Here is a 24,065-nt window from a genome sequence, read left to right on the forward strand (position 1 = left end):
TTGTCCTTTCCAGTTCGATTGATTCAGATCGCGGCTGATGCGCGGCGCAGGATGTCGATGTAGCCTTCGGCCTGCCAGGCGGAGCGGCCGATGAACAGGCCATCGATGTTGGGCCGGTCGATCAGTTCCGCGGCATTGCCAGGGTTGACGCTGCCGCCATAGAGCACCGGCGGCGCGGACGGCAGCAGACCGGCGGCGACCTTCTTGATCAGCGCCTGCTGCTTGTCGGCATAGTCGGAACTGGCTGGAATGCCCTTGTCGCCGATCGCCCAGACCGGCTCGTAGGCGAACAGGATTTTTGCCACCTTCGCCTCGCCTTCGAGGAATTGCAATGCACCCTCGACCTGATTGGTGAGCACCGCATCGGCCTTGCCGCTTTCGCGCTCGGCCAGCGTCTCGCCGACGCAGATCAGCGGTATCAATCCATGCTTGACCGCCGCCGCCGTCTTCAGCCCGACCGTGCGATCGGTCTCGCCGAAATGCTCGCGCCGCTCGCTATGGCCGAGTTCGACCAGGTCGAGGCCGCAATCGTTCAGCATCACCGGCGAGATCTCGCCGGTCCAGGCGCCGGCATCGGCCCAATGCATGTTCTGCGCGCCGACCTTGATGCGCGTCGCCGACAGCGCCTGCCTGACTTCGCGCACCGCCGTGAAAGGCGGAATAACGAAAGGCTGGATGCGATCGTCGAAACCCGGCACGAAGCCGGCCAGCGCCCCGGCAAAATCAAGCGCCTCGGCGAGCGTCTTGTTCATCTTCCAGCTTGTACCGACCCAGTAAACCACTCGTACTCTCCTTGATCCTCAATCCTTGTCGGCGACCACCGTCAGCGAAACCCCGGCCGCATCCAGCGTCGCGCGCATCCCGGGCTCCGGCTCGCGTCCGGTGAAGACGGCCTCGAATGCCTTGAGATCGGTCAGGAAATGCAGCGCGCTACGGCCAAACTTGCCGTGATCGACCAGCAGGTATTTGCGGGTCGCCGCAGCCATCATCAGCCGCTTGGCCTGCACCACTTCCTGGTCCTGATGGAAGGCGGAGGCGCCGTGGATGGCGGATGAGGACAGGAAGGCGACATCGGCGCGCAGCGATCGCAGCGAAGCCTCGGCAAGCAGGCCGAAGAAGCCATGGAATTTCTTCGAGTATTGGCCGCCGAGCGCGATCAGGTTGATGCCTCCGGCACCGGCCAGATCCTGGATGGCGGCGAGATTGTTGGTGATCACCGTCAGCGGCCTGAGTTCCGCGAGATGTCGCGCGATACCGCCCGCCGTCGAGCCGTCGTCGATGATGACCGTCTGGCCGGGTTCGATCATGGCCGCGGCCGCCGCCGCAAGGCGCTGCTTTTCCCCAGTCGCCTGCTTCTGCCGGTAGCGGAAATCGCTTTCGAAGAGGCTGCTCGGCTGTATCGAGGCGCCGCCGCGCACCTTGCGCAGGAAGCCACTCTCCTCGAGCTCGTCCAAGTCGCGGTGCACGGTCATCCTGGAGACGCCAAAACGCGAGGCGAGGTCGTCGACGCTGGCCGCGCCGGCGTCCACCAGGAAGTCCATGATGCCTTGCCGTCTGTTGTCGCTCTTCATTCTCGCCGACCCGCCAACGCAGAAGCCTGGCTCCTTGATCGAACTCAGACATAACAGACATTGCCGCGCATGTACCATAATTTTTGTGATAATGAGATATTTCACTGAGATATTTCGCCGGCTTTTATCGCGCCGCTGTAACAAGAATTGCTGCCGGGACGGTCTGTCACGGTTGCGGTTGCGCGGAATTCCGGCCAGAAGCATCGGTGGGCTGAACGATGCGCGGACAGCCCGCAACCACAGGTTTGAAACCAGATACGGGAGACTAATCGTTGGCTCGCATCACACTGAGACAATTGCTCGATCACGCCGCCGAATACGGCTATGGCGTGCCGGCCTTCAACATGAACAACATGGAACAGGGCCTGGCCATCATGGAGGCCGCGGAGGAGACCAAGTCGCCTGTCATCCTGCAGGCGAGCCGCGGTGCGCGCGCCTACGCCAATGACGTGGTGCTGGCCAAGCTGATCGACGCCCTGGTCGAAATCCATCCCGACATCCCGGTCTGCATGCATCTCGACCACGGCAACAACGAAGCTACCTGCGTCACCGCGATCCAGTACGGCTTCACCTCGGTGATGATGGACGGTTCGCTGAAGGAAGACGGCAAGTCGCCGGCCGACTATGCCTATAATTCCGGTATCACACGGCGTGTGGTCGATATGGCGCATTGGGGTGGCGTGTCGGTGGAAGGCGAGATCGGCGTGCTGGGCTCGCTCGAGAGCGGCGGCGGCGAACAGGAAGACGGCCACGGTGTCGAAGGCGCGATCAGCCACGACCAGCTCTTGACCGATCCGGTGCAGGCCGAGCAGTTCGTGCGCGACACTCATGTCGATGCGCTGGCGGTGGCCATGGGCACCAGCCACGGCGCCTATAAATTCTCGCGCAAGCCCGACGGCGCGGTTCTGGCCATGAATGTCATCGAGGAGATCCACCGCCGGCTGCCGAACATGCACCTGGTCATGCACGGCTCATCCTCGGTGCCGGAGGACCTGCAGGAGATCATCAACAAATATGGCGGCCAGATGAAGCCGACCTGGGGCGTGCCGGTGGAAGAGATCCAGCGCGGCATCAAGCATGGCGTGCGCAAGATCAACATCGACACCGACAACCGCATGGCGTTGACCGGCGCGATCCGCAAGGTGCTGACCGAAAACCCAAGCGAGTTCGATCCGCGCAAATACCTGACGCCGGCCATGGCGGCGATGAGGAAGCTCTGCAAGGAGCGCTTCGAGCAATTCGGCACCGCCGGCAATGCGCCGAAGATCAAGCCGCTGCCGGTCTCGGAAATGGCCAAGCGCTACAAATCGGGCAGCCTCGATCCGAAATTCGCCTGAGTTCGATCCGGTTTGCATTTCATGGACAGGAGCCGCATCGGCTCCTGTCCGATTTCTATCCGGCTTTCGGCAGCAGGCCAGGCCTGCCGGTCTCGATGAAGGGCGCCCAATAGTCGACCGACTCGCGGATCATGGCGACCACCTGATGGTCGACCGGCTCGCGCTCGCGGAACGACAGTTCGAGGCAGATCTCGTTGTCGGAGCCGCCGCCGCGGCGCACCGTCTCCAGCAGCTTCTCAGGCGTGATGCGGCCGTCCTCGTTGTGGGCTGACGTGAACGGCCAGTGGCCGCCCTTGTTCATCGACGACTGCTTGACGTGGATGATCGGTGATTTGCGGGGGAACGCCTCGGCCCAGGCATAGGGATCGATATCGGCCGGGTTGGAGGAGGTCACGTCGCCATGGTCGATGTCGACCATCATCTCCAGTGGAATGGCCATGCCGGCAGCATCGATCGCATCCTGCAGCATCCGGCAATTCTCGATCGTGTGGCCGAACTCGCGGCCGACCGACATCGGCTCCCAGAACAGGTAGGTCAGGCCTGCCGCCCGGGCGTGTTCGGCGACCTCGCGCCAGCAGTCCAGCGCGATGTCGAACAGACGCGCGCGGCGGGCGGCGTCGTCGAAGTCGCGATGCGTGAAAATGGCGAACTGCGTGCCCATGCCGCTAGCGCCAAGCTCGGCCGAGATATCGGCAAAGGTCTTGAACCAGTCGACATAGTAGCGGCGCACATCGGCATCGGGATGGCCGAAATGGTTGAGCCGGCCGTAGGGACCAGTCATGCCGGAGGTGACGCGCACGCCGGTGCGGTTCAAGGCGTTGCGGAACAGGCGGACGAATTTGACGATCGTCGCCGCGGGCCAGCCCGGATTGACGAATTCGTGCGTGAGTTGAACATCCCTGATGCCGATGCCATAGGCGATGGTGTCGATCAGATCGTCGGGCTCCGCGAAGCGGTTGACCAGCGGATTGGTGTTGAGGGAGAGCGTGAAGGCCAAGGTCGCTATCCCTTCAACGCTGTCGCCGAATAGGGGGCAGTGAGCGCCATCAGCCTGCCCTCGCCTGCCGGGTCGCGCACCAATGCTCGAAGGCCGACTTCTCCTCGGCGGACAGATGCAGGCCATGCTTGGTGCGCCGTTCGAGAATGTCGGCCGCGTCTTCCGCCCATTCCTGTTCAAAGAGGTAGTTCGCCTCGCGCTCGAAGAAATCCTTGCCGAAGCACCGCCCCAGTGCGGCGAGCGAACGGGCGCCGCCGACCACGGACCGCGTCCTGGTGCCGTAGAGCCGGCCGTAATGCTTGAGCAGCGATGCCGGCATCCATGGATACTCATTCGCGAGGTCGCCGAGGAACTGTTCGAAATCGGCATTGGCGATATCGCCGCCGGGCAAATGCGCCTTTGCGGTCCAGGCTTTGCCCAGGCGGGGAAAGAATGGCGCGATCCTGTCCAGCGCGTGCTCGGCCAGTTTGCGGAAGGTGGTGATCTTGCCGCCGAAGACGGAGAGCAGCGGCGCCTGCGCGTCCGGCGCGTCGAGTTCGAAAATATAGTCGCGGGTCACCGCGCTCGGATTGTCGGCGTTGTCGTCATAGAGCGGCCTGACGCCGGAGAAGGAATAGACCACATCGTTGCGCGCAAGGCCGCGCTTGAAATAGCGGTTGACCACTTTGATGAGGTAGTCGATCTCGCTCTCATCCGCGATCACATCCTCCGGCCGGCCTTCGTAGGGAATGTCGGTGGTTCCGATCAGCGCGAGATCGTTCTGGTAGGGATTGATGAAGATGACGCGCTTGTCGCTGTTCTGGACGAGATAGGCTTGCCTTCCCTCCCAGAACTTGGGCACGACGATATGGCTGCCCTTGACGAGGCGGACATTACGCCTGGAATTCTGGCCGGCAACGCGATTGACGATGTCATTCACCCAGGGACCGGCGGCATTGATCAGCGCGCGGGCCCGCACACTGGTCTTGATGCCGGTCCTGACGTCACGCATCTCGACGACCCAGAGGCCGCCCTCGCGGCGGGCGGCGGTGCAGGCAGTGCGGGTGAAGACCTTCGCTCCCCGTTCGGCGGCGTCGAGCGCATTGATGACGACGAGGCGGGCATCGTCGACCCAACAATCGGAATATTCGAAGCCGCGCTTGAAACTGTCCTTGATCGGCGCTCCCTCGGGCGCGGTGCGCAGGTCAAGCGTCCGGGTGGCCGGCAGCCGCTTGCGACCGCCGAGATGGTCGTAGAGGAACAGGCCGAGCCGCACCAGCCATGCCGGCCGGTCGTCAGGGCTGTGCGGCAGCACGAAGCGCATCGGCCAGATGATGTGCGGCGCCGATTCCAGCAGCACCTCGCGCTCGATCAGCGCCTCGCGCACCAGGCGGAACTCATAATACTCGAGGTAGCGCAGACCGCCATGGACGAGCTTGCCCGAGCGCGAACTGGTGCCTTCGGCGAGATCGTCCTTTTCGCACAGGATGACGGAAAGCCCGCGGCCGGCGGCGTCGCGCGCGATGCCGGCGCCGTTGACGCCGCCGCCGATGACGAAGAGATCGACGATGTCAGGGCCGACGCTCATCTTGCCGTCGCCCCGCTGCCGGATTTTCGCATCATGGCCATCGCTCTCAGCACGGATTGACCGGAGGCAGGCCGGCCAGGTAACGGCGTACCTCCTCGGCGGCCTGCTCGGCGGCATAGGTCACGGTGCGCACCGAGGCGCCGGCGATATGCGGCGTCAGCGTCACGTTGGGCAGCTGCAGCAGCGGCCAGTCAGAGGGCACCGGCTCGACCGCGAAGGTCTCCAGCATGGCGCTGGCGATCTGCCCCGAAACCAGCGCCTCGTAGAGCGCGTCGTAGTCGACCAATGGGCCACGCGCAGTGTTGACGAAGATCACCCCCGGCTTCATCCGGGCGATGGTCTCCTTACCGATCAGGCCGCGTGTCTCCCCGGTCACCCGCGAATGCAGCGTGACCACGTCGGCGCGCGACAGGAGATCGTCGAGCGCAACCAGTTCGACGCCGGCGTTGCGGTCCTCGGCGCTCAACTGCACATAGGGGTCGCTGACCAGGACATGGCAGCCGAAGGCACGCAGCAGGCGCACCACTTTCGTGCCGATATTGCCATAGCCGACGACGCCGACGGTCATTTCACCGAGTTCGCGGCCGGTGCGGTCGGCGCGGTAGAGATCGCCGCGCCATTCCCCCTTGCGCAGGGCTTCGTGGCCGACCCGGATCAGCCGCGTCTCGGCAAGGATGGCGCCGATGGTGAACTCGGCCACGGCGGTGGCGTTACGGCCGGGCACGTTGACCACGGTGATGCCGTGCGCCTTGGCGGCAGCCATGTCGATGTTGATCGGGCCGCCGCGCGACACCGCGACCAGCTTGAGCGACGGCAGGCGCCGCATCATGCCTTCCGACAGGGGCGCAAGCTGGGTGACGAGGATTTCGGCGTCGCCGATGAAGTCGACGACCTCGTCGGGATGGCCGAAATATTCCTTGACCTTGTCGAGGCCGAGCGCCGGATTGCCGAACTCCATCGGCTCGTCGGGCCAGGCCGTCTGCAAGGTCCTGATGTCGAGGTCGCCACTGACAACCTTCTCGATTTTGGCGCGAAACACCTCCGGCAGCATGAAGTTGTCGCCAATGATCGCTATTTTCCTGGGCATACTCGACTTCTCAATTTTCCTGCGATGTCGCCATGGCACGCCAGACCGGCCGCAAGGCCTGATGCGCCAGCATGTAGGAAGGGGCCATCCTGTCGTAGATCGCGGCGAGGTCCGGGTCGCTCGGTTCGGCCTCGCCGAGCAACGGCGTCACCCATTCGCCGACGCATTCGTCCATGGAGGCGTATTGGCCGACGCAGACCGCGGCGATCATCGCCGCACCGGCGGCGCCGGCCTCCTCGCGCGCGCTGGTGCGCGTGTCGGCGCCGATGGCCGCACCCAGTATCTTGCGCAGCGCCGGGCTTCTGGCGGCGCCGCCGGTCAGGCGGATTTCGCGTGGCAGCGGGCCCATGGCGGCGTAGCAGTCGCGCGCCGCGAAGGCCAAGCCTTCGAAGACGGCGCGCACCAGATCGGCGTAGCCGTGGCGCGACGAAATGCCGACGAAGCCCGCCCTGGCATTGGCATCGACGAACGGTCCGCGCTCACCCGCTTCAGACACGTAGGGCTGATAGAGCAGCGACGCCGGCTGCGAGGCCGCGATCCAGGCATCGACCAGCGCGATCATCTCGCCATTGCTGCGGGTTATGCCTTGCGAGGCGAGAATGCCCGAGGCAAGGCCAAGCACCCAGTCGATGTTGAGCGTCGCCGCCATATTGGACTGCATCTGCGCGAAGACGCCCGGCGCCGGCATCGCCATCGTATAACCGGTCGCCGCTTCGTTCAGCTGCACATCGTCGGGCGTCTCGGCCAGCCGCATGTGCATGCCGGTGGAGCCGATGATCGAGCAGCCGGGCTTGCGCTCGCGATCGAGGAGGCCGGCGCCGAGCGCGGTGCAGACGACATCGACATAACCGAGCACAACGGGTGTCCCGGCAAGCATGCCGGTGATGGCGGCAGCCGCCGGCGACAGTCCGGTGCTGTGCCTCGTGCCGTCGACAATCGGCGGCAGCAGGTGCCTGAGATCGGCGACGCCGAGGACGTCGAGCACGTCGCCGCTATAGTCGCGGGTGCGGAAGTCGCCGAAAGTGAAGGTCCCTTCGGACGGATCGGTGGCGCGTTCGCCGGTGAGCTTGAAATAGAGCCAGTCCTTGCAGTGGAACGCGGTGGCAGCCTTGCCGAGCATTTCGGGCATGGTGCGCTTCATGAAGACAAACTGCGAGCCCTGCTGGCAGGCGGCAAGCCCGCTGCCGGTCTTTTCGAAGCGCAGCCGGTCGTCGGGCCGCGCGCGGATTTCCTCAACGACGCCGGCGGCGCGCGCGTCGAGCCAAAGCCAGCCCTTGGCCACCGGCTCGCCCTTGCCATCGATCAGCCAGGTGCCGTCGCCCTGCCCGGTCACCGCGATGGCGACGGTCCGGCTGGCGAGATCGGGCACCTTGTCGGCGAGCTGGCGCAGGGTCGTGGCGGCATCGGCCCAGGTGCGCGCCAGATCCTGTTCGGCGCCGCCGCCCGGCAGCGTCAGATAATGGTTCGGCGTCGCCGCGGCCGCGATCTGGCGGCCTTTCGTGTCGAAGGCGATGGACTTGATGACGGAGGTGCCGGCATCGATGCCGATCAGTATGTCGCGCATCACGCGAGCTCCATGCCGTGCGAGATGGCCATGCCGCTCGCCTGGTCGAAGACGTGCAGGTTTTTCGGATCGATGCTGACGTTGATGGGCGCGCCAAGGTCGAGCCGGGTGCGGTCATGCTCGACCAGCACCAGCGAACCGCCGGCGAAATCGGCGGCGATGTGGGTCTGGTCGCCAAGCCATTGGTTGGCCGAGACCCTGGCCGGAACACCCTCTTTCGAGCGCCGGACCGCGTAGGGCCTGATGCCGATGACGACCCGCTCGCGGCTGAGCAGTTGATCGCGAACCGGAGCGCTGAAGGCGTCCTTGTCATAGTCGAGCGACAACCCGTCGGGCAGCCGCAGATTGATGCGGCCGCCGACCGTCCCGACAAAGGCCTCGAAGACGTTCATCGGCGGTTCGCCGACGAAGGTTCCGGTGAACAGGTTGGCCGGACGCTCCTTGAGCCGGTCCGGCGTGTCAAACTGCTGCAGCACGCCGCCTTCCATCACCGCGATGCGGTCGGCAAGCGCGTTGGCCTCGGTCTGATCGTGGGTGACCAGGATCGCGGTCAGGCCGCGCTCCTTGATGAAATGCTTGATGCGGCCGCGCAGCACCGCGCGAAGCTGCGGTTCGAGTTGCCCCATCGGCTCGTCGAGCAGATGCAGGTCGGCTTCCCGGATCAACGCCCGGCCAAGACTGGCGCGCTGCTGCTGACCACCCGAAATGGAGCCGGGATAGCGCTCCAATATGTCCTCGATCTCCAGCAGTTTGGCGATGCTGGCGACCTTGGCATCGACCTCGCTCCTGGGCAGCCGGGCGGCCTTGAGGGCAAAGGCCATGTTCTCGCGCACGGTCAGCGGCGGATAGAGCGAGTAGCCCTCGAAGGCCATCGCCACATTGCGCCTGACCGGCGGCAAGGTCTGTACCTTGCGGCCGGCGACCGCGATCGTGCCGCGCGAGACCTCCTCGAAACCGGCGATCATGCGCAGCGTCGAGGTCTTGCCGCAGCCGGACGAACCGAGCAGCGCCACGATCTCGCCCTTGCCGATTTCCATCGTCAGGTTCTTGACGGCGTGAACGCCACGGTCGATCGGGCCATAAAACTTGTCGACGCCGGAAATGGTGAGTGCGCTGGCGCTCATGCCGCTTCTCCGCTGCGCAGATTGACAATGTTCTTCGCGCCTATGCGCTCACCGCTCGCCCTGTCGAACAGCAAGGCGCTCTTGCCGTCGACGACGATATGGGCCTTGCCTTCGCTGCGGCCCGGCGTTCCGGCCGGGCGCGAGACCAGGATTTCACGGCCGCGAACGGTGCGCACCAGGGTGACGATCTTTTCGTTGAGCGGCGTCTCGGCCTCGACCGTCACCGGAATGGCGCCGGGCTCGTTTTCGCCAACGAAATGCAGTGCCTCCGGCCTCAGCCCGATGATGCAGTCGCGACCGATGGCGATCTCGGGAACATCGGCGAGATGGACCTGCACATTGGACAGGCCGACATAGCCCCCCCTGCCATCGCGCGCGGGCTTGACGTCGAGCAGATTGATGGTCGGGTCGCCGAACAGCCGCGCGATCTCGATGTTGGCCGGCTCGCGATAGATCTGCTCGGGCGTGCCGAGCTGCCTGATGACGCCTTGCGACATCACAGCGATACGGTCGCCGAGCGCCATGGCTTCCTTGTAATCCTGGGTGACGTAGACGACGGTGGCGCCGCGATCGGCGAGCAGCCTGGGCAGTTCGAGCCGCATCTCGAAGCGCAGCTTGGCGTCGACATTGCGCAAGGGATCGTCGAGCAGCAGCAGCGGCGGTGAACCGACCAAAGCGCGGGCAAGGGCCGTGCGCTGCTTTTGGCCGTTGGAGAGAGCGCGTGGTTTGTGGCTCAGCACATGGCCGATCTTCAACAGTTTGGCGACGCTCTCGACGCCGGCCTTGATCGCGCTCTGCGACGAGCGCTTGGCCTCGAGCGGCGTCGCGATGTTGTCGAACGCGCTCATATGCGGAAACAGCGCGAAATTCTGGAACGCCATGCCGACGCCGCGGAACTCCGCGTCGACATCGGTCATGTCCTCGCCGCCGATAAGGATCTTGCCTTCGTCCGGATCGATGACGCCGGCGACCAGGCGCAGCAGCACCGTCTTGCCGGCGCCCGAGGGTCCGAACAGGACCAGCGTTTCGCCATCCGCGACGGTCAGCGACAAATTGTCGAGGACGGTCTGGCTCTTGTAGCGCTTGACGAGATTTCTGAGTTCGAGGCTGGCCATTTCTATCCTTTCACCGCGCCGAGCGACAGGCCTTCGACCAGATAGCGCTGTGCGTAAAGGGCGAGCGCCAGCGTCGGCGTGATCGACAAGACGATGGCCGCCGAAATCTGGCCGTACTGGATGCCGGATGAGGTGATGAAGGCGAGCGCGCCGACCGTCACCGGCTGCTTGTCGGCCGAAGCCAGCACCAGCGCGAAGACGAAATTGTTCCAGGCGAAGATGAAGGCGAGCAGGCCGGCCGCAGCAATGCCAGGGCCGGCGAGCGGCAGCGCGATCTTGCGGAAGGTGGCGAACCAGGAATGACCGCCGATACGGTAGGCATATTCGATGTCAGCCGGGATATCCTCGAAATAGCCGCGCACGATCCACAGTATCAGCGGCAGGCAGATCAGCTGGTAGACCCAGATCAGCCCGATATAGGTGTTGGCCAGGCCGAGCTTCTGGAAATAGAGCGTGAGCGGCAACAGCACCAGAAGTGCCGGCGCGAACCTGAACGACAGAAGCGTGAAGGCGATGTCCTCCGAGCCGCGGAATTTGTGGCGCGCGAAGGCGTAGGCGGCCGGCACGCCGAGCAGCAGCGAAACCGCCACCGAGGTCACCGACAGGAACACCGAATTCCAGAGGTTGCGCATGAAGGCGATGTCGAGCGTGCCGGCGGCGGTCATCAGCTTGCCGGTGATCAGCGCGGTGTAATTGGCCAGCGTCGGTTCGAAGATGAGCTGCGGCGGGATGCGCAGGATGGTCTCGTTGGTCTGGAACGACATCATGAAGATCCAGACGATCGGGAACATGAAGAAGATCACCACCAGCGTCAGTGCCACGCCGCGCAGGATGCGTTCGAGAAGCGAGGTATGTTCCATCGCCGCCTCCTATGCCTGGCCGCGGGCGCGTTCGCGCAGCCTGAGCCAGTTCTTGATGAAGATGTTGGAGAGGAAATAGGTGATCGCCCACAGGATGATCATCAGCGCCGCCGAGCGGCCGACATTGGTCGACTGGAAGAAGTTGAGATAGGCCTCGACCTGGAAGACGGTCAGCGTGTCGCCCGGGCCGCCTTGCGTCATCGCGTAGATGATATCGAACTGCTGGATGGAATCGAGCAGGCGGAACAGCGTCGCCGTCAGGATGTAGGGTGTCAGCATCGGCAACGTGATGCGGAAGAAGACGAAGCTCCGCGGCACGCCGTCGAGTGCCGCCGCCTCGAAGGGCTGCGTCGGCAGGCTGCGCAGGCCGGCAAGCAGCAGGATCATGATGAAAGGCGTGTAGACCCAGATGTCGACCAGCACGACGGTTAACAGCGCCGTCGACGGCGACGAGGCCCAGCGGAAATCCTGCAGCCCGATGAGGCTGGCGAGATAGCTCAGCACGCCGAAGCCGGGATTGGTCATCAGCTTCCACATAAGCGCTGCCAGCGCCGGCGCCGTCATCAGCGGCATCAGGAGCATGATCGAGATGAAGTTGTTCAGCGTCGAGCGCTTCTGCAGCAGCAAGGCGATGGCAAGGCCCAAAAGCAGTTCCAGCACGACGGTGGTGCCGGCATAGAGCAGCGAGACTTTCAACGTGTTCCAGAATTTCGGATCGGTGAAGAAGGAGATGTAGTTGTCGCCCCAGTTGAACTGCCGCGCCCAGGGCTGGCTCAGCCGGTAGCGCTGGAACGAGTAAACGACCGAGGTCAGGAACGGGATCAGGATGCCGATGCAGACCAGCAGGGCCGGCAGGCTGAGCACATAGGGCAGCACCCGCTTGCTGATCCTGAAGCCGGATGGCTTAAGCCTTTGCGATACCACCGCAGTCATCGAGCTGCTCCGTTGTTGCTGTCGCTTCGCCCCTGCCGGCCGCCCAAGGGAGCAAGGCGGCCGGTCGGGCGAAATAGCGGTCACCTTTCGGCACCGCATCGCAAACATGAAAAGGTATGCCGAGGGCCGCCCCGCCAAGCAGGCCGGCCCTCGTTGCGACTTAACCGAGACCGGCTTCCTTGAGCTGGCCATTGATGCTCTCGGCCAGCTTGTCGAGGCCTTCGTCGACCGGCACTTCCTTGGACACCATCTTCTGCAGCGTCGCCGCCCATTCGGTGGTGAGATCGAAGAAAAGCGGCTGCGCCGTGAACTTGATCGAGGCGCCGGGTGCCGAGGCGTCGAACATCTCGACATAGCCCGGATAGCTCTTGTTCAGCTTCTCGCGGAAAGCTTCATCCTTCCAGACCGACTGCCGGACCGGGTTGACAAAATCCATCTTGGTGGCGCCGAACAGCGCATGCTCGGGTCCGGAGGCCCATTGCATGAAGTACCATGTGGCGTCCTTGTCCTTGGAGAAGTTGGACATCGCCAGCGACCAGATCCAGATGTTCGGCGTTGGTGCCTTGGCCTCCGGATTCGCCTTGAAGGCGGCGAAGGCAAGCTTGCCGGCCATCTTGTTGTCGCCGCCATTCATGAAGTAGCCGAGGATATCGGCGTCGAAGATCATCGCCGAGGCGCCGGCGCCCAGATCGGTGCCCACCTGGTACCAGGTGTAGGTCGACCAGTCCTTCGGGCCGCTCTCCTGGATCATCTGCACCCACTGCTTGTGGAAAGCCTTGGACTGGGCGGTGTTCATGGCGGCCGACAATTTGCCGTCGGCCGACACATTCAGGTCCTTCTGGTCGAAATTGGCGTAAGCCGACAGGAATCCCGGATGGATGGTCGCCCAGGAGCGCGAGCCGCGCACACCAATGCCGTAGACGCCGCCGCCGACATCCTTGGTGAGCTTGGCGGCAGCGGCCACCATCTCGTCCATATTGCCGGGGACCTTGACGCCCGCCTTGTCGAACATCGCCTTGTTGTAGGTGATGTTGTTCTGCTCGAACCCCCACGGAATGCACCATTGCTTGGCATCTTCCGATCCCAGGGCTCCGCCCGGCTTGCCGTTCCAGGCGCAGGAATTCCTGACGCCTGGCAGGAAGTCGTCCCAGGCATAGTTCGGGTTGGTCTTGGCCGGATCCTTGATCCATTCGTTGAGGTCGGTGATCCAGCCGGCTGGGCCATAGGTCCAGGTCATGTACGCGCCGGTCATGAAGGCATCATATTCGGGCGAGCTCGCCGACAATGCGGCCGTCACCTTGTCGAAATAGACGTCTTCAGGGAATACGTCGTAGACGACGTTCATGCCGGTCAGTTTCTTGAAGTTCTCAAGATTGGCGATCATGGCGTCGGCATATGGATGCTTGTTGAGCAAGAGCTTGATGGTCTTGCCCTTATGCGCCTGCCAGTCGAAGTCCGCGGCAAGCGCGCGGGTCTGGCCCAGGTTGAGCAGCGTGCCGGCGGTGCCGGCGGCGAGGCCCATCGCCCCAAGGCCCTTGATCAATCCGCGACGGTCGACTTGTCCGCGCAGGAAGGCGTCTATGAGGTCTTTCTCTTTCTCATGCATTTGGTCTTCTCCTCCACAGGGTAGTTTCAACTGAACCGTTGCCGGCTACCCGACCGGCGTCTCTTCCACGAGCGATCGCGCCGTCCGCTCGTCTGTTATCAGGCCTTTCAAATAGCGCCCCTCCAGCACCGACTTGATGGCGCGAACCTTGATCTTGCCTCCGGCGACAGCAACGATCCGGCGGCTGGCGATATCCTCGCGCGCCAACGCCAGCGCCCGGTTGGAAACGGTGGTCGCGACCGCCTTGCCGGCGTCGTCGAAGAAATGGCCGAGCAATTCGCCGACGCCGCCATTGCGGCGGATCTCCTCCATCTCGCCTTTCTCGATCATGCCGGTGGCAACCAGCGAAGCCTCGCGCTCGGCGGTACCGACGCCGGCCAACAGCAGGTCGGCGGATCTGGCGAGATCGAAGACCTCGCTGATGCCCTTCTGGCCCAGCAGCACGATGCGGTCCTCCGCCGTGTTGGCGAACATCGGCACCGGCATCACATAGGCTTCGGCTCCGGTGCGCTCGGCGAGACGGTGAATGACGTCATGCGGGTTGGCCGAGAACTTCCGTGTCAGGCCGCCGAGCAGCGAGACGAAACGGATCCGGTCGGTGGTGGTGCGCGGCAGGTACTCCACGCAAGCAGCGAGCGTGCGGCCATGGCCGACGCCGATCAGCGCCTGCTCGCCTCGTTCGATCTCGCGCTTGAGGAACTGCGCCCCGGCAATGCCGAGCGCCTTGAGCGGCAGATCCTCGGAATCGAAATCCGGGACCACCTCGCAATAATCGAGGCCGTAGCGGCGGGACAATTCGTCCTCGAGCTCGACGCATTCCGACACTTCGCCGTCGATATAGACCTTCACCAGCCCTTCCTGGTTGGCCTTGGTGATGAGGCGGTGGGCCTTGAGGCTGGTCAGCCCCAGCCGCTTGGCGACCTCGGACTGGGTCAGGCCGCCGGCGTAATGAAGCCACGCGGCGCGCGCCGCCATGCTGGCATCATCGTCCCGCGAAAGCCCGTTTCCAAAACCAACCACGTTTCCGTCCCGGTGATATTTTTATCAGTTGCTGCAAAATTTTTCACATGCCGGAACCGAAGTCAAGCGCCACCTTTCAAATCGGCGTGGCGGTTGGCCAGCGGGAACTTCGGGAGGGTGAAGAGGTTCTTACATCGACGGCCCGAAGTCGCGGCGCGCCGGCGAGCCACAAGGAACATCGGCGCCGAGCGGTGCCGAGAACCCCCGGGGAAGCAGGAGAGGCGGAGCGCCGGCGCCGCCTGACAGAACGATGTTCGAGCCGCTTTGCTGCGATATGCCGCTTCATCCGACATGGCCCGATCTTGTCGCACGGCTGCTGCTTGTGGTGCTGGCTGGTTTCCTCATTGGCCTCAACCGGCAAGCGCGCGGCCACACCGCCGGGCTTCGGACGACCATCCTGGTCGGCCTTGCGGCCGCTGTTGCGATGATCCAGGCCAACTTGCTGCTTGATACGACGGGCAAGGGAATGGATTTCTTCGCCCGCATGGACGTGCTGCGTCTGCCGCTCGGCGTGCTGACCGGCGTCGGCTTCATCGGCGGCGGCGCCATCCTGCGGCGCGGCGACCTCGTGACCGGCGTCACCACCGCGGCCACCATGTGGATCATGACGATGATCGGGCTTGCCTTTGGCGGCGGGCAGTTCGGTCTTGCGGCAATTGCAACAGTGCTGACGCTGCTGACGCTTCAGGTGTTGAAATGGGTGGACCTCAAGGTTCCGCGCGACCACCATGCGATCCTGTCGGTTTCCTGGCCAAAAAGTTCACCGCCCGACCTGCAGGAGATGGTGCGGCCGCTCGGCTATGGAGCACGCCTTGCCAAGATGGAGCATGACATCAGCCGCGACCGCTTCGTGTACTCGTTCAATCTCGAATGGAGACAGTCCGATGCGACCGAACCTTCAACGGAAATCCTGACGCTGGTCAGCCGCGAATGCGAGATCGAGCGATTTAATCTAGTCGGCGAAAAGGCGTCCTGAAGAGACGAAGCGTTCCCGCCCCGACATGCTTAGGCACCACCCACTTGCGCATCACGCAAAAACTCGATCACCATCGCCGCCGTCCAGGTGAAACGGCCGCCGCCGAGCGGCTTACCGGTCAGCGGGTCGTAGTATTCGGCAAATCCGCTCTCCCGGATCAAGTCGAGGCTGGATTGCGTGATGCGCTATGCGACCTGACCGTGGCCGGCGGCGGCAAGGCCGTCGGCGATCATGTAGTTGACCACCAGCCAGACCGGGCCGCGCCAGTAACGCTTGGCGTCGAAGCGCGGATCACCGGGATCATGTGACGGCACGACGTAAAACGCGGTGCCGGCAAGGCGTTCGACGGTCGCGGCGACTGCAGCGGCGCGGTCTTTCGGGATCGCGGCAAAGGCCGGCAGGATGCCACCAACCGAAGCGCTGTCGACCAGCGTGCCGGCGACACGGTCGAGACAGAGGTATTGGCCGTGCGCGTCGCTCCACAGCCGCTCCATGGCCGCCAGGCCCTTTTGCGCGCGGGCGCGGTTGGCCTTGGCGATCGCCGTCTCGCCAAGCGCTTCGGCAAGATCGGCAAGGTCGGTGGCGGCGCGGATCAGGATGGCGTTGAAGCCGGGATCGACAATCTGGAAAGGTGAGGCATCGTGCAGTCTCGCGTTGTCCCAACCGAGCCCGCGAAAATGCTGCACCAGCCAGAGATAACGATCGTACTGCGCCTTGGTCGGGCGATGTGCCGGATCGGCATGCAAGGTATCACGACGAGTGTAGGGCTCGACGCCTTCGGTCGGCACGCGCTCGAAGGCATCGTCCCAATCGATGGAATTGTCGCGACCGGATTCCCAGGGGTGGATGATGGCGACCAGCCCCTCACTCCCTGGGGTCGCGGTCTTCGTAGAACCAGCGATGCCAGGCATCGATCTTCGGCAGCAGCGCGCGGGCCCGCTCGGCGGCCAATTTTCTGTCCTTGGCGCGGTCGAACAGGCGCCGCACGGCAAAGCCTGCGACGGCTGGCTGGGTAATGCCGACGTGGCGGTCGGGCGACCGGAATCGGGATTGGGATTCCCTATTCAGCTGCAGGAGATGACCCTAGTTAAAAAACGGACATGCTCTTAGATTGCCGCGTTCCTGCAAACCGTCAGAACGAAGAATTCGCGATAGCAGAAATCAGGCTGATCAAGCAGACTCCCTGGATTTGCTGCCAGTTCCTTCCAATAATGCTGATCGCTCTCAGGGAGGGCGTAATCCGGCGCTGCAGTCGTGAAATAGGAGATTAAGTCGCGTACATAATCGCGCGTGTGCTCGCCAGCAGGGGCCCACCGTTCAACGAGCCAGCCTTTGCGCCAGACGATCTCCATCCCTGCGTCCCGCAAAAGTCCGGGGAGCGAGGAACCACAATCGGTGCCAAGCACTCCCTTGTCGCGGAACGTCTGCAATCGCGCCGTCATGAAGCGGGTAAATACCCCGTGATCCATAGGCAGCATCTGCAGAAGCGTCGAATCGAAGTCCTTTACGGCGAGGATGCCGCCGGGCTTCAATACGCGTCTTACCTCATCCGTGGCCTGCTGAAATTCCGCCGGCGTGAGATATTGCATAACATTGGCGGACCACACGCAATCGAAGGAAGCATGGTTGAAAGGAAGCGACAGAATGCTGCCGACGCGGGTGCGCACCTTCGGCCGATCCGGGACATCCTTAGTCAAGTCCTCGGCGCGTTGAATATTCTCAGGCGCAAGATCAAGAGCTGTCACGGACCCGTTGGAGCCAATCAGCTCGCAGATGAGCGGAAGGAAGCTTCCGCCCCCGCATCCCGCATCGAGCACGTCCCAGCCACGTTGCATTCCAACTTGGGTAAGTGCGTCTTCGTATTCCGGCCGTGATGACTCGAAATGAAGATCGAGCCAGCTTGCGTCACTCGCTTCATGGCCGGTCGATGTTGAATTTTTGCCGGTACTGATGTTCCCCTCCGCGAATCGCCGACAATATCGGACCTCGATAGCTGGCTCAGGTAAACAGACGCGAATTCTGATGGCAACCAACCCGTTCTCGTCGCCATGAGAGGTCTGCCAGACGCATAGCGAATGTGATCCTGATTAGACGGACGTGCTCTAGAAACGGATTCGAACGAACCCGCCATCTGCATGGCGCGGCTTCAGCCAAGACACGGTCGAGACGAAGCTACAGGCGGTCGCCATGCGGCAAGCCTGAGAATGGCCGCGCAAAGCAGCCGGACCGACTTAAATTAGTCCCGGGCCCAATCAATCCTGATCAAGCAAGCCCTACTGCAGCGTCCGCTGTGGCGGTTGGCCGGCGTGGTCGCGCGCGATGCCGGGATCGGCATCACCCTCGCCGAGCGAACGATCGAGCCCCGTCGCCACCACCGAGACCCTGAAGCGGCCTTCCATGCTCTTGTCGAAGATGGCGCCGACGATGATGTCGGCATCCTCGTAGACTTCTTCGCGGATGCGCGTGGCCGCCTCGTCGACCTCGAACAGTGTCATGTCCCTGCCGCCCGAGATCGAGACCAGCACGCCCTTGGCACCCTTCATGGACATTTCGTCGAGCAGCGGGTTGGCGATCGCCGCTTCCGCCGCCTTCATCGCCCGGCCGTCGCCGGACGCCTCGCCGGTTCCCATCATGGCGCGGCCCATGCCACGCATCACCGATTTGACGTCGGCGAAGTCAAGATTGATCAGGCCTTCCTTGACGATGAGGTCGGTGATGCAGCTGACGCCGGAATAGAGCACCCGGTCGGCGATGACGAAGGCATCGGCGAAGGTGGTCTTGGCGTCGGCGATGCGGAACAGGTTCTGGTTGGGGATCACGATCACGGTGTCGGCGGCCTCGCGCAGCCGCTCGATGCCCTCTTCGGCCATCTGCATGCGGCGCCGGCCCTCGAAGGTGAACGGTTTGGTGACGACGCCGACCGTCAGGATGCCGGCCTTACGCGCCGCCTGGGCGATGATCGGGGCCGCACCGGTTCCGGTGCCGCCGCCCATGCCGGCAGTGACGAAGCACATGTGGGTGCCGGCCAGATGATCCATGATCTCGTCGAGCGATTCTTCGGCAGCGGCACGGCCGATCTCGGGCAACGAGCCGGCGCCAAGCCCTTCCGTGACGTGCGCGCCAAGCTGGATCAGCCGCGTCGCCTTCGACATGGTCAGCGCCTGGGCATCGGTGTTGGCGGCAATGAACTCGGTTCCCTGAAGCTGTTCGACGATCATGTTGTTGATCGCGTTGCCGCCACCGCCGCCGACGCCGATCACGGTGATCTTGGGTCTCATCTCGGAGATTTCCGGCTTCTTGAACTCGGCCATGCCTGCTTCTCCTTCGCCAACTGCGTGCGCTTCACGGCCCACAAGCAGACTGCCCGTAGACATTGCAATCGAGCGGCATGACGCGAATCAGTCCGTTCGGATGGATACCCCAAAAAGCCAGAGAGCGGCCGGACGTGCAAGTGCGGGAAGGTCAAGATTTGTGATGAAGAGGCCGAACCCCACGCGACCGACTGTCCGGTCCTGGGTGATCGCGATAGTGTCGTCGCAGATCAGACACCACGACAGATGCCTGGAGACGGCTGGGCAGAACCCGCCTTTGCCGATGCTTCGATCGCCAGGGCGAGATCTCTGCGGACTTCGCCACCAATCAAAGCCGATGGTGTATATACCCCCTCCAGAACCAAAAAGGTATGAAAGAATTGTCCAGTTTGCCATCCATGAGATTGCGGCCGCCGGGATCGCGGCACGGACTTTTGCGGCGATGAAACGCCCCGTCGATCACGGCGCCATGGCCGTCTCTGGCTATACCGTTCCCTGGCATACGGCGGCCGGAACATCGGTCGGCCTTCATGTCTCGTCGTCGCGGCAGGTACGCGACATCAGGATCGTGCGGCTCGACACACCCGGGGCCGAGCCGATGAACTGGCGCGTCGAGCCGACAGGAAGTGCCGTATCGCATCGTGACTTCGATCATGGATCCTTCCTCCGGGTTGCGGCGACCGAACTGGCCAAGGCCACCGAGATCGGAGGCGTCGCCTTCGAAGTGTACTTGACCCGCAATGATGGCGCCCGCGTGCTGTTCGAGAGCGGCAACCTGCGCCTCGGCTTGCAGGACGGGCGGCTGACATCTGGCCTCGACGGCAAGTCGCTCGATAGCGGCGTAGCCTTGCCGGCAAACACCTGGCTCAAGGTCGAGATTTCGTCGAACGACGGCGCGACCGTGCTGCGGATCGACTCGGACGATCTCCTGTCGCCGTTTCACCTGGATCACGGATTCGACCTGCCGTGGCGGCCCCTGCCTGGTGACATGGTCTTCGGCACCAGCATGGCAAACGATGTCAGGTCGCTCAACGCGAAGTTCTCTGCGATCTCGCTGCAAACCGCGGCTGGTCGTGTCGCCTGGACGTTTCCGACCCTGCTGCCGAGCGGTCCGCTCGCCTCGACAGGCACCGGTCGCGTCCTCTTCCTGGAAACGATCAACCAGCCCGCCTTCTGCATGACCTCGCGGCGCTGGGATGGGTCGAGTTTCGACCCCCGCCTGGTGCCGTCGCATTATGACGCCGTGCATTGCCACGACGACGACATGGGCGCGTTGCAGTGGCCCGCCTCCTGCCAATTGCAGATTCCCGCCGCGGCACCGCCCGGGGTCTATGCCTTCGAGGTCGGTCACGACCAAGGATCGGAGCATATCGTCTTCTTCATCACTTCGTCGGCACGCCGCGCGCCACTGGTGTTCCTAGTGCCGACGGCCACCTACCTCGCCTACGCGGATGAATTCCTGCCGGCGCATCTCTACGAATGGAGGTGCGAGGATCGCGGCCACAGCTTCGCGATCGATAATAACCTGAAGTCGCTCTACGACTACCACAACGACCTCAGCGGCGTGTCGATCTGTTCTACCAGGAAGCCGAAGGCGACGCTGCGCGACGACTACAATTATCCGCTGTGCGGCTGTCCGCACAATCTGCCGGTCGACCTGCATTTTCTGCGCTTCTGCCACAGCAATGGCATTGCCTTCGATCTCATCACCGACCGCGAGCTGCATGAGCGGGGCCTTGCCGGCCTCAGAGACTACCGGGCGGTCATCACCGGCAGCCATCCCGAATACATGTCGGTCGAGATGGAGCATGCGCTGCGCCAGTTCGCGGCGGCGGGCGGCAGCATCGCCTATTTCGGTGGCAACGGCTTTGCCGGCAAGGTCGCGTTCCACGACGATCTGATGGAACTGCGCCGCTCGCCGCTCGAGGCGGGCCGGACCTGGGACGGCGCCATCGCCGAACAGTCACTGTCGATCACCAACCAGCCGGGCGGCTATCTGCGCGCCAGCGGGCGCGGCGAGTTCTCGCTGACCGGCGTCGCCATCTCGCTGATGGGGTTCGACGGCGCGCGGCCTTTCACGCGCACGCCGGAAAGCCGTCAACCCTCGGCCGCGTGGTTGTTCGACGGCGTCACCAGCGAGACCTTCGGCGACGATGGCATCGTGCTCGGAGGCGCCGCCGGCTACGAGGTCGATGCCACGGATCCGCATCTGGGCACATCCCCCGAGACCATGGTCATTGCGCGCGCGACCGGTTTCCCGGACAGCTTCGTCCATGACGCCACCCGCTGGTATGAAGGAGGTGACAGCGAGCGCGACGGGCGCCGCTGCGCGGAGATGACGCTGCGCCATCTGCCTTCGGGCGGCCTGATCTTCTGCGCGAGTTCCGTCGCCTGGTGCGGCGCCTTGCCGGCGGGCGATGCCATGAACGACGTCGGCCGGATCACCAAGAATTTGCTGGCGCATCTGGCAGCGAAAACGAGCCGGTAGACCCCGGATCGATAGCCCCGGAAAGGTAGGCGCCCGCGGCACCGCGCCGGCTCTAGCAGTTGGCTTGCCGCGCAACGATCGAAGCGTCTATCATGCCTGATCAATCGGCGGCCTGGGTGTTTCCGCCGTGCCTAGCCCAAAGTTTGTCCGCGGCGCGTGTCGTCAGGTCATTTTTCAGAACGGATGAAGCAGCGCCCTCGCCAATGGCCGACAGAACACATTTCGGTTTGACCGCCGTCGATACCGTGCCTCTGCATGAGAAGGTCTATCTGGAGCTCGTGCGGGCCTTGATGTCGGGCCAATTCCTGCCCGGCCAGAAGCTGACCTCGCGCAAGCTCGCCAGGGAACTGGGCACCAGCGACATGCCGGTGCGCAGTGCCTTCATGCGGCTGCAGGCATTGCGGGCGCTGAGCCCGATGCCGAACGGCAGCGTCGAGGTGCCGGTGATCTCGGCCGAGCGGTTCTCGCAATTGACCGCCGTGCGTACGCTGCTCGAAGGCCCGGCGACCGAACTCGCGACGAAACTCATCAACGGCAACAATCTGCGGGCGATCCGACGCCATTGCACCGAATTGACCCTGGCGGCCCGCAAGGGCGATATCGGCGACTATCTCAGGAAGAACCACGACTTCAAATTCTCGATCTATCGCCATTGCGGCAACGAGCAGATGATCTTCCTGATCGAGACGGTGTGGATGCAGGTCGGCCCGTTTCTCCGAAACCTCGCCATGGGGTTCGAGGACGACCTCTCCTCCATTCTGGATATCGACTATCACGAGGAAGTCGTTGCCGCGATCGAGGCACAGGACTGCGCGCGAGCGCGGGCAGCCATCGTTCGCGATATCGACGAGGGCGCCGCGCACATCCTGCGGCAGGGTATGTTCCCGGAAGCGAGGAGCTAGGCCGACGTTCCTGGATCCGTCACCAGATGCCCCTTGGCTTTGCCCTGTCTTGTCGCTATGTTGCGATCGCAAATCGCGCAATTGGTTCCTGAAATGCCTCCCGACATCCCGGCTAATGATTTGAAAAAATGAAGAAAACTCTTCCGACTGATGTCGGAGATGCCTTCATGAACTCATCAGCTGTCTTGTCGTGAAATAGGGTGGCCGCCTCAGGCGCGGCACCGCAGGGAACCAGAGGTAACGGAAATTGAGCGATGCAATTGCGGACGTTTTGAATTGGCTTGAAAGCCGAAGCGACATCCAGAGCCTGAGGGCCGCGGTGTGCGACCTCAACGGCATCATGCGGGGAAAGCGCATACCGGTCGAGCAGGCCCGCAAGGCGCTGGAAGGCAAGCTGCGCATGCCCTATTCGCTGATCGGGCTCGATGTCTGGGGCGAGGACATCGAAGGCAACAGCCTGGTCTTCTCGACCGGCGATGCCGATGGGCTTTGCCAATGGACGGGACGCGGCATTCTGCCGGTGGAATGGACGGCGCATCCGACGGCGCTCGTCCCGCTCTGGCTCGCCGATGAAAGCGGTGCACCCTATCTCGGCGACCCCCGGCGGGCACTGGCCCGCATCCTCGATCGCTACAAGGCGCTCGGCCTCACTCCGGTCGCGGCGACCGAACTCGAATTCTACCTGGTCGATCCGCAATCGCAGCGGCCTGTCGGACCAGTCTCACCGGTCACCGGGCGGCGTCTCGATTCCGACGCGGCGCTGTCGATCGACGAGATCGACGATTTCGAAGCCTTCATCCATGACATCTACGAAGCCTGCCGCGCACAAGGCATTCCCGTCGACACGGCCATCGCCGAAAACGGCGTCGGCCAGTTCGAGATCAACCTGAACCATGTCGCCGACGCTTTGCGGGCGGCCGACGATGCGGTGTTGTTCAAGCGCACGGTAAAGGGCATTGCCCGCAAGCACGGCTTTGCCGCCTGCTTCATGGCCAAGCCCTATGGCGACCGCGCCGGCAACGGCTTCCATGTCCATTTCAGCCTGGTCGACGGCGAAGGGCGCAACGTGTTCGACGACGGCACCGACCAGGGCTCCGACATCATGCGTCATGCGGTCGGCGGGCTGCTGGCGGCGATGGCCGAAAGCACGCTGGTGTTCGCGCCGCACTTCAATTCCTACCGGAGGCTGCGCCCACGATCCTACGCGCCGACGGCGGTCGCCTGGGGGTACGAGAACCGCATGGTCGCGATCCGCATCCCCGGCGGCCCGACCGGCGCGCGCCGCATCGAACATCGCGTCTCGGGAGCCGACGCCAACCCATACCTGGTGCTTGCCGCCATCCTGGGCGCGGCACTGATCGGCATCGAGAAGCAGATGTCACCGGGCGAGCCGGCGGGGAAGGACGGGCAAGGCGTTGCCCCGGCCAAGCTGCCACCGGACTGGGCGTCGGCGATCGCGACCTTTGAAGGCGGGACGCATGTGGCGGAGATCTTCCCGGCGATCCTGCGCGACTCCTTCATCGCCTGCAAACGCCAGGAATTGAATACGTTTGCCCTGAATGTCAGCGATTTCGAGATCGAGACCTATCTCGAAAGCGTCTGAGGCC

General features: G+C 63.6%; 22 protein-coding genes. 6 read left to right on the forward strand and 16 right to left on the reverse strand.

The features are described from left to right. Positions 1–23 precede the first annotated feature (23 nt). Together FJ434_RS09330 and FJ434_RS09335 are read right to left on the reverse strand one after the other, a co-directional pair. Complete coding sequence (locus tag FJ434_RS09330; protein WP_140745818.1) at positions 24–782, reverse strand: triose-phosphate isomerase; 759 nt, start codon at positions 780–782, stop codon at positions 24–26. An 18-nt stretch (positions 783–800) separates the two neighbouring features. Beyond that, complete coding sequence (locus tag FJ434_RS09335) at positions 801–1,571, reverse strand: DeoR/GlpR family DNA-binding transcription regulator (RefSeq protein ID WP_140505572.1); 771 nt, start codon at positions 1,569–1,571, stop codon at positions 801–803. Positions 1,572–1,843: 272 nt separating this feature from the next. On the opposite strand from FJ434_RS09335, the gene fba reads away from it, so the two are divergent. Beyond that, positions 1,844–2,908: a class II fructose-bisphosphate aldolase gene (fba, locus tag FJ434_RS09340; protein ID WP_027142227.1), complete on the forward strand. Its 1,065-nt coding sequence runs from the start codon at positions 1,844–1,846 to the stop codon at positions 2,906–2,908. 55 nt (positions 2,909–2,963) lie between these two features. Here fba and FJ434_RS09345 read toward each other — a convergent pair whose 3' ends face one another. From FJ434_RS09345 to FJ434_RS09390, 10 genes are all read right to left on the reverse strand, one after another. Beyond that, positions 2,964–3,905 carry a TIM barrel protein gene (locus FJ434_RS09345; RefSeq protein ID WP_140745820.1) on the reverse strand — a complete coding sequence of 314 codons (942 nt, stop codon included), beginning with the start codon at positions 3,903–3,905 and terminating at the stop codon, positions 2,964–2,966. A 49-nt stretch (positions 3,906–3,954) separates the two neighbouring features. Further along, positions 3,955–5,472, reverse strand: coding sequence for a glycerol-3-phosphate dehydrogenase (locus FJ434_RS09350; protein WP_140745823.1), 1,518 nt, complete (start codon positions 5,470–5,472; stop codon positions 3,955–3,957). 46 nt (positions 5,473–5,518) lie between these two features. Further along, on the reverse strand, positions 5,519–6,559 hold the full coding sequence (locus FJ434_RS09355; RefSeq protein ID WP_140745825.1) for a 2-hydroxyacid dehydrogenase: 1,041 nt from the start codon (positions 6,557–6,559) through the stop codon (positions 5,519–5,521). 10 nt (positions 6,560–6,569) lie between these two features. Then, complete coding sequence (locus tag FJ434_RS09360) at positions 6,570–8,123, reverse strand: FGGY-family carbohydrate kinase (protein WP_140745827.1); 1,554 nt, start codon at positions 8,121–8,123, stop codon at positions 6,570–6,572. Continuing rightward, positions 8,123–9,247, reverse strand: coding sequence for an ABC transporter ATP-binding protein (locus FJ434_RS09365; RefSeq protein WP_140745829.1), 1,125 nt, complete (start codon positions 9,245–9,247; stop codon positions 8,123–8,125). Before FJ434_RS09365 ends, FJ434_RS09360 begins: the two co-directional genes overlap by 1 nt. Then, positions 9,244–10,362: an ABC transporter ATP-binding protein gene (locus FJ434_RS09370; protein WP_140745831.1), complete on the reverse strand. Its 1,119-nt coding sequence runs from the start codon at positions 10,360–10,362 to the stop codon at positions 9,244–9,246. The genes FJ434_RS09365 and FJ434_RS09370 overlap by 4 nt, the downstream gene beginning before the upstream one ends. Before the next feature lie 2 nt (positions 10,363–10,364). Beyond that, positions 10,365–11,222, reverse strand: a complete 858-nt coding sequence (locus tag FJ434_RS09375; protein ID WP_027142220.1) for a carbohydrate ABC transporter permease — start codon at positions 11,220–11,222, stop codon at positions 10,365–10,367. A 9-nt stretch (positions 11,223–11,231) separates the two neighbouring features. Then, positions 11,232–12,155: a sugar ABC transporter permease gene (locus FJ434_RS09380; RefSeq protein WP_140505586.1), complete on the reverse strand. Its 924-nt coding sequence runs from the start codon at positions 12,153–12,155 to the stop codon at positions 11,232–11,234. Positions 12,156–12,315: 160 nt separating this feature from the next. Continuing rightward, the gene (locus FJ434_RS09385; RefSeq protein WP_140745833.1) at positions 12,316–13,761 is read right to left on the reverse strand and encodes an extracellular solute-binding protein; all 1,446 of its coding nucleotides are present in this window, start codon (positions 13,759–13,761) and stop codon (positions 12,316–12,318) included. A 45-nt stretch (positions 13,762–13,806) separates the two neighbouring features. Continuing rightward, entirely contained in the window at positions 13,807–14,781 is a 975-nt protein-coding gene (locus FJ434_RS09390) for a sugar-binding transcriptional regulator (protein WP_027142217.1), read from the reverse strand. A gap of 250 nt (positions 14,782–15,031) precedes the next feature. Between FJ434_RS09390 and FJ434_RS09395 the strand changes: the two genes are divergently transcribed. Next, positions 15,032–15,757, forward strand: coding sequence for an MgtC/SapB family protein (locus FJ434_RS09395; protein WP_140745835.1), 726 nt, complete (start codon positions 15,032–15,034; stop codon positions 15,755–15,757). 29 nt (positions 15,758–15,786) lie between these two features. On the opposite strand, the gene FJ434_RS30455 is transcribed toward FJ434_RS09395, so the two are convergent. Next, positions 15,787–15,918: a hypothetical protein gene (locus FJ434_RS30455; protein ID WP_281406438.1), complete on the reverse strand. Its 132-nt coding sequence runs from the start codon at positions 15,916–15,918 to the stop codon at positions 15,787–15,789. A 24-nt stretch (positions 15,919–15,942) separates the two neighbouring features. Then, entirely contained in the window at positions 15,943–16,668 is a 726-nt protein-coding gene (locus FJ434_RS09400; protein WP_181165844.1) for a trehalase family glycosidase, read from the reverse strand. Here FJ434_RS09400 and FJ434_RS29705 point away from each other — a divergent pair. After that, the gene (locus FJ434_RS29705; protein ID WP_181165845.1) at positions 16,658–16,867 is read left to right on the forward strand and encodes a hypothetical protein; all 210 of its coding nucleotides are present in this window, start codon (positions 16,658–16,660) and stop codon (positions 16,865–16,867) included. The genes FJ434_RS09400 and FJ434_RS29705 overlap by 11 nt on opposite strands. On the opposite strand, the gene FJ434_RS09405 is transcribed toward FJ434_RS29705, so the two are convergent. Together FJ434_RS09405 and ftsZ are read right to left on the reverse strand one after the other, a co-directional pair. Then, positions 16,864–17,790 carry a class I SAM-dependent methyltransferase gene (locus tag FJ434_RS09405; RefSeq protein WP_246678253.1) on the reverse strand — a complete coding sequence of 309 codons (927 nt, stop codon included), beginning with the start codon at positions 17,788–17,790 and terminating at the stop codon, positions 16,864–16,866. The two genes, FJ434_RS29705 and FJ434_RS09405, sit on opposite strands and share 4 nt — an antisense overlap. 240 nt (positions 17,791–18,030) lie before the next feature. Beyond that, complete coding sequence (gene ftsZ, locus FJ434_RS09410) at positions 18,031–19,068, reverse strand: cell division protein FtsZ (RefSeq protein ID WP_027142209.1); 1,038 nt, start codon at positions 19,066–19,068, stop codon at positions 18,031–18,033. Between the two features lie 442 nt (positions 19,069–19,510). On the opposite strand from ftsZ, the gene FJ434_RS09415 reads away from it, so the two are divergent. The 3 genes from FJ434_RS09415 (at position 19,511) to FJ434_RS09425 (ending at position 24,061) form a co-directional block, all read left to right on the forward strand. Next, positions 19,511–21,556: a N,N-dimethylformamidase beta subunit family domain-containing protein gene (locus FJ434_RS09415; protein WP_140745837.1), complete on the forward strand. Its 2,046-nt coding sequence runs from the start codon at positions 19,511–19,513 to the stop codon at positions 21,554–21,556. A gap of 203 nt (positions 21,557–21,759) precedes the next feature. After that, positions 21,760–22,458 (forward strand): GntR family transcriptional regulator, encoded by a 699-nt coding sequence (locus FJ434_RS09420; protein ID WP_140745839.1) that lies wholly within the window; start codon positions 21,760–21,762, stop codon positions 22,456–22,458. 247 nt (positions 22,459–22,705) lie between these two features. Next, entirely contained in the window at positions 22,706–24,061 is a 1,356-nt protein-coding gene (locus FJ434_RS09425; protein WP_140714734.1) for a glutamine synthetase family protein, read from the forward strand. Positions 24,062–24,065 lie beyond the last annotated feature (4 nt).

Origin of the sequence: Mesorhizobium sp. B2-5-13, assembly GCF_006440535.1 — a bacterium.
GTDB lineage: Bacteria > Pseudomonadota > Alphaproteobacteria > Rhizobiales > Rhizobiaceae > Mesorhizobium > Mesorhizobium salmacidum.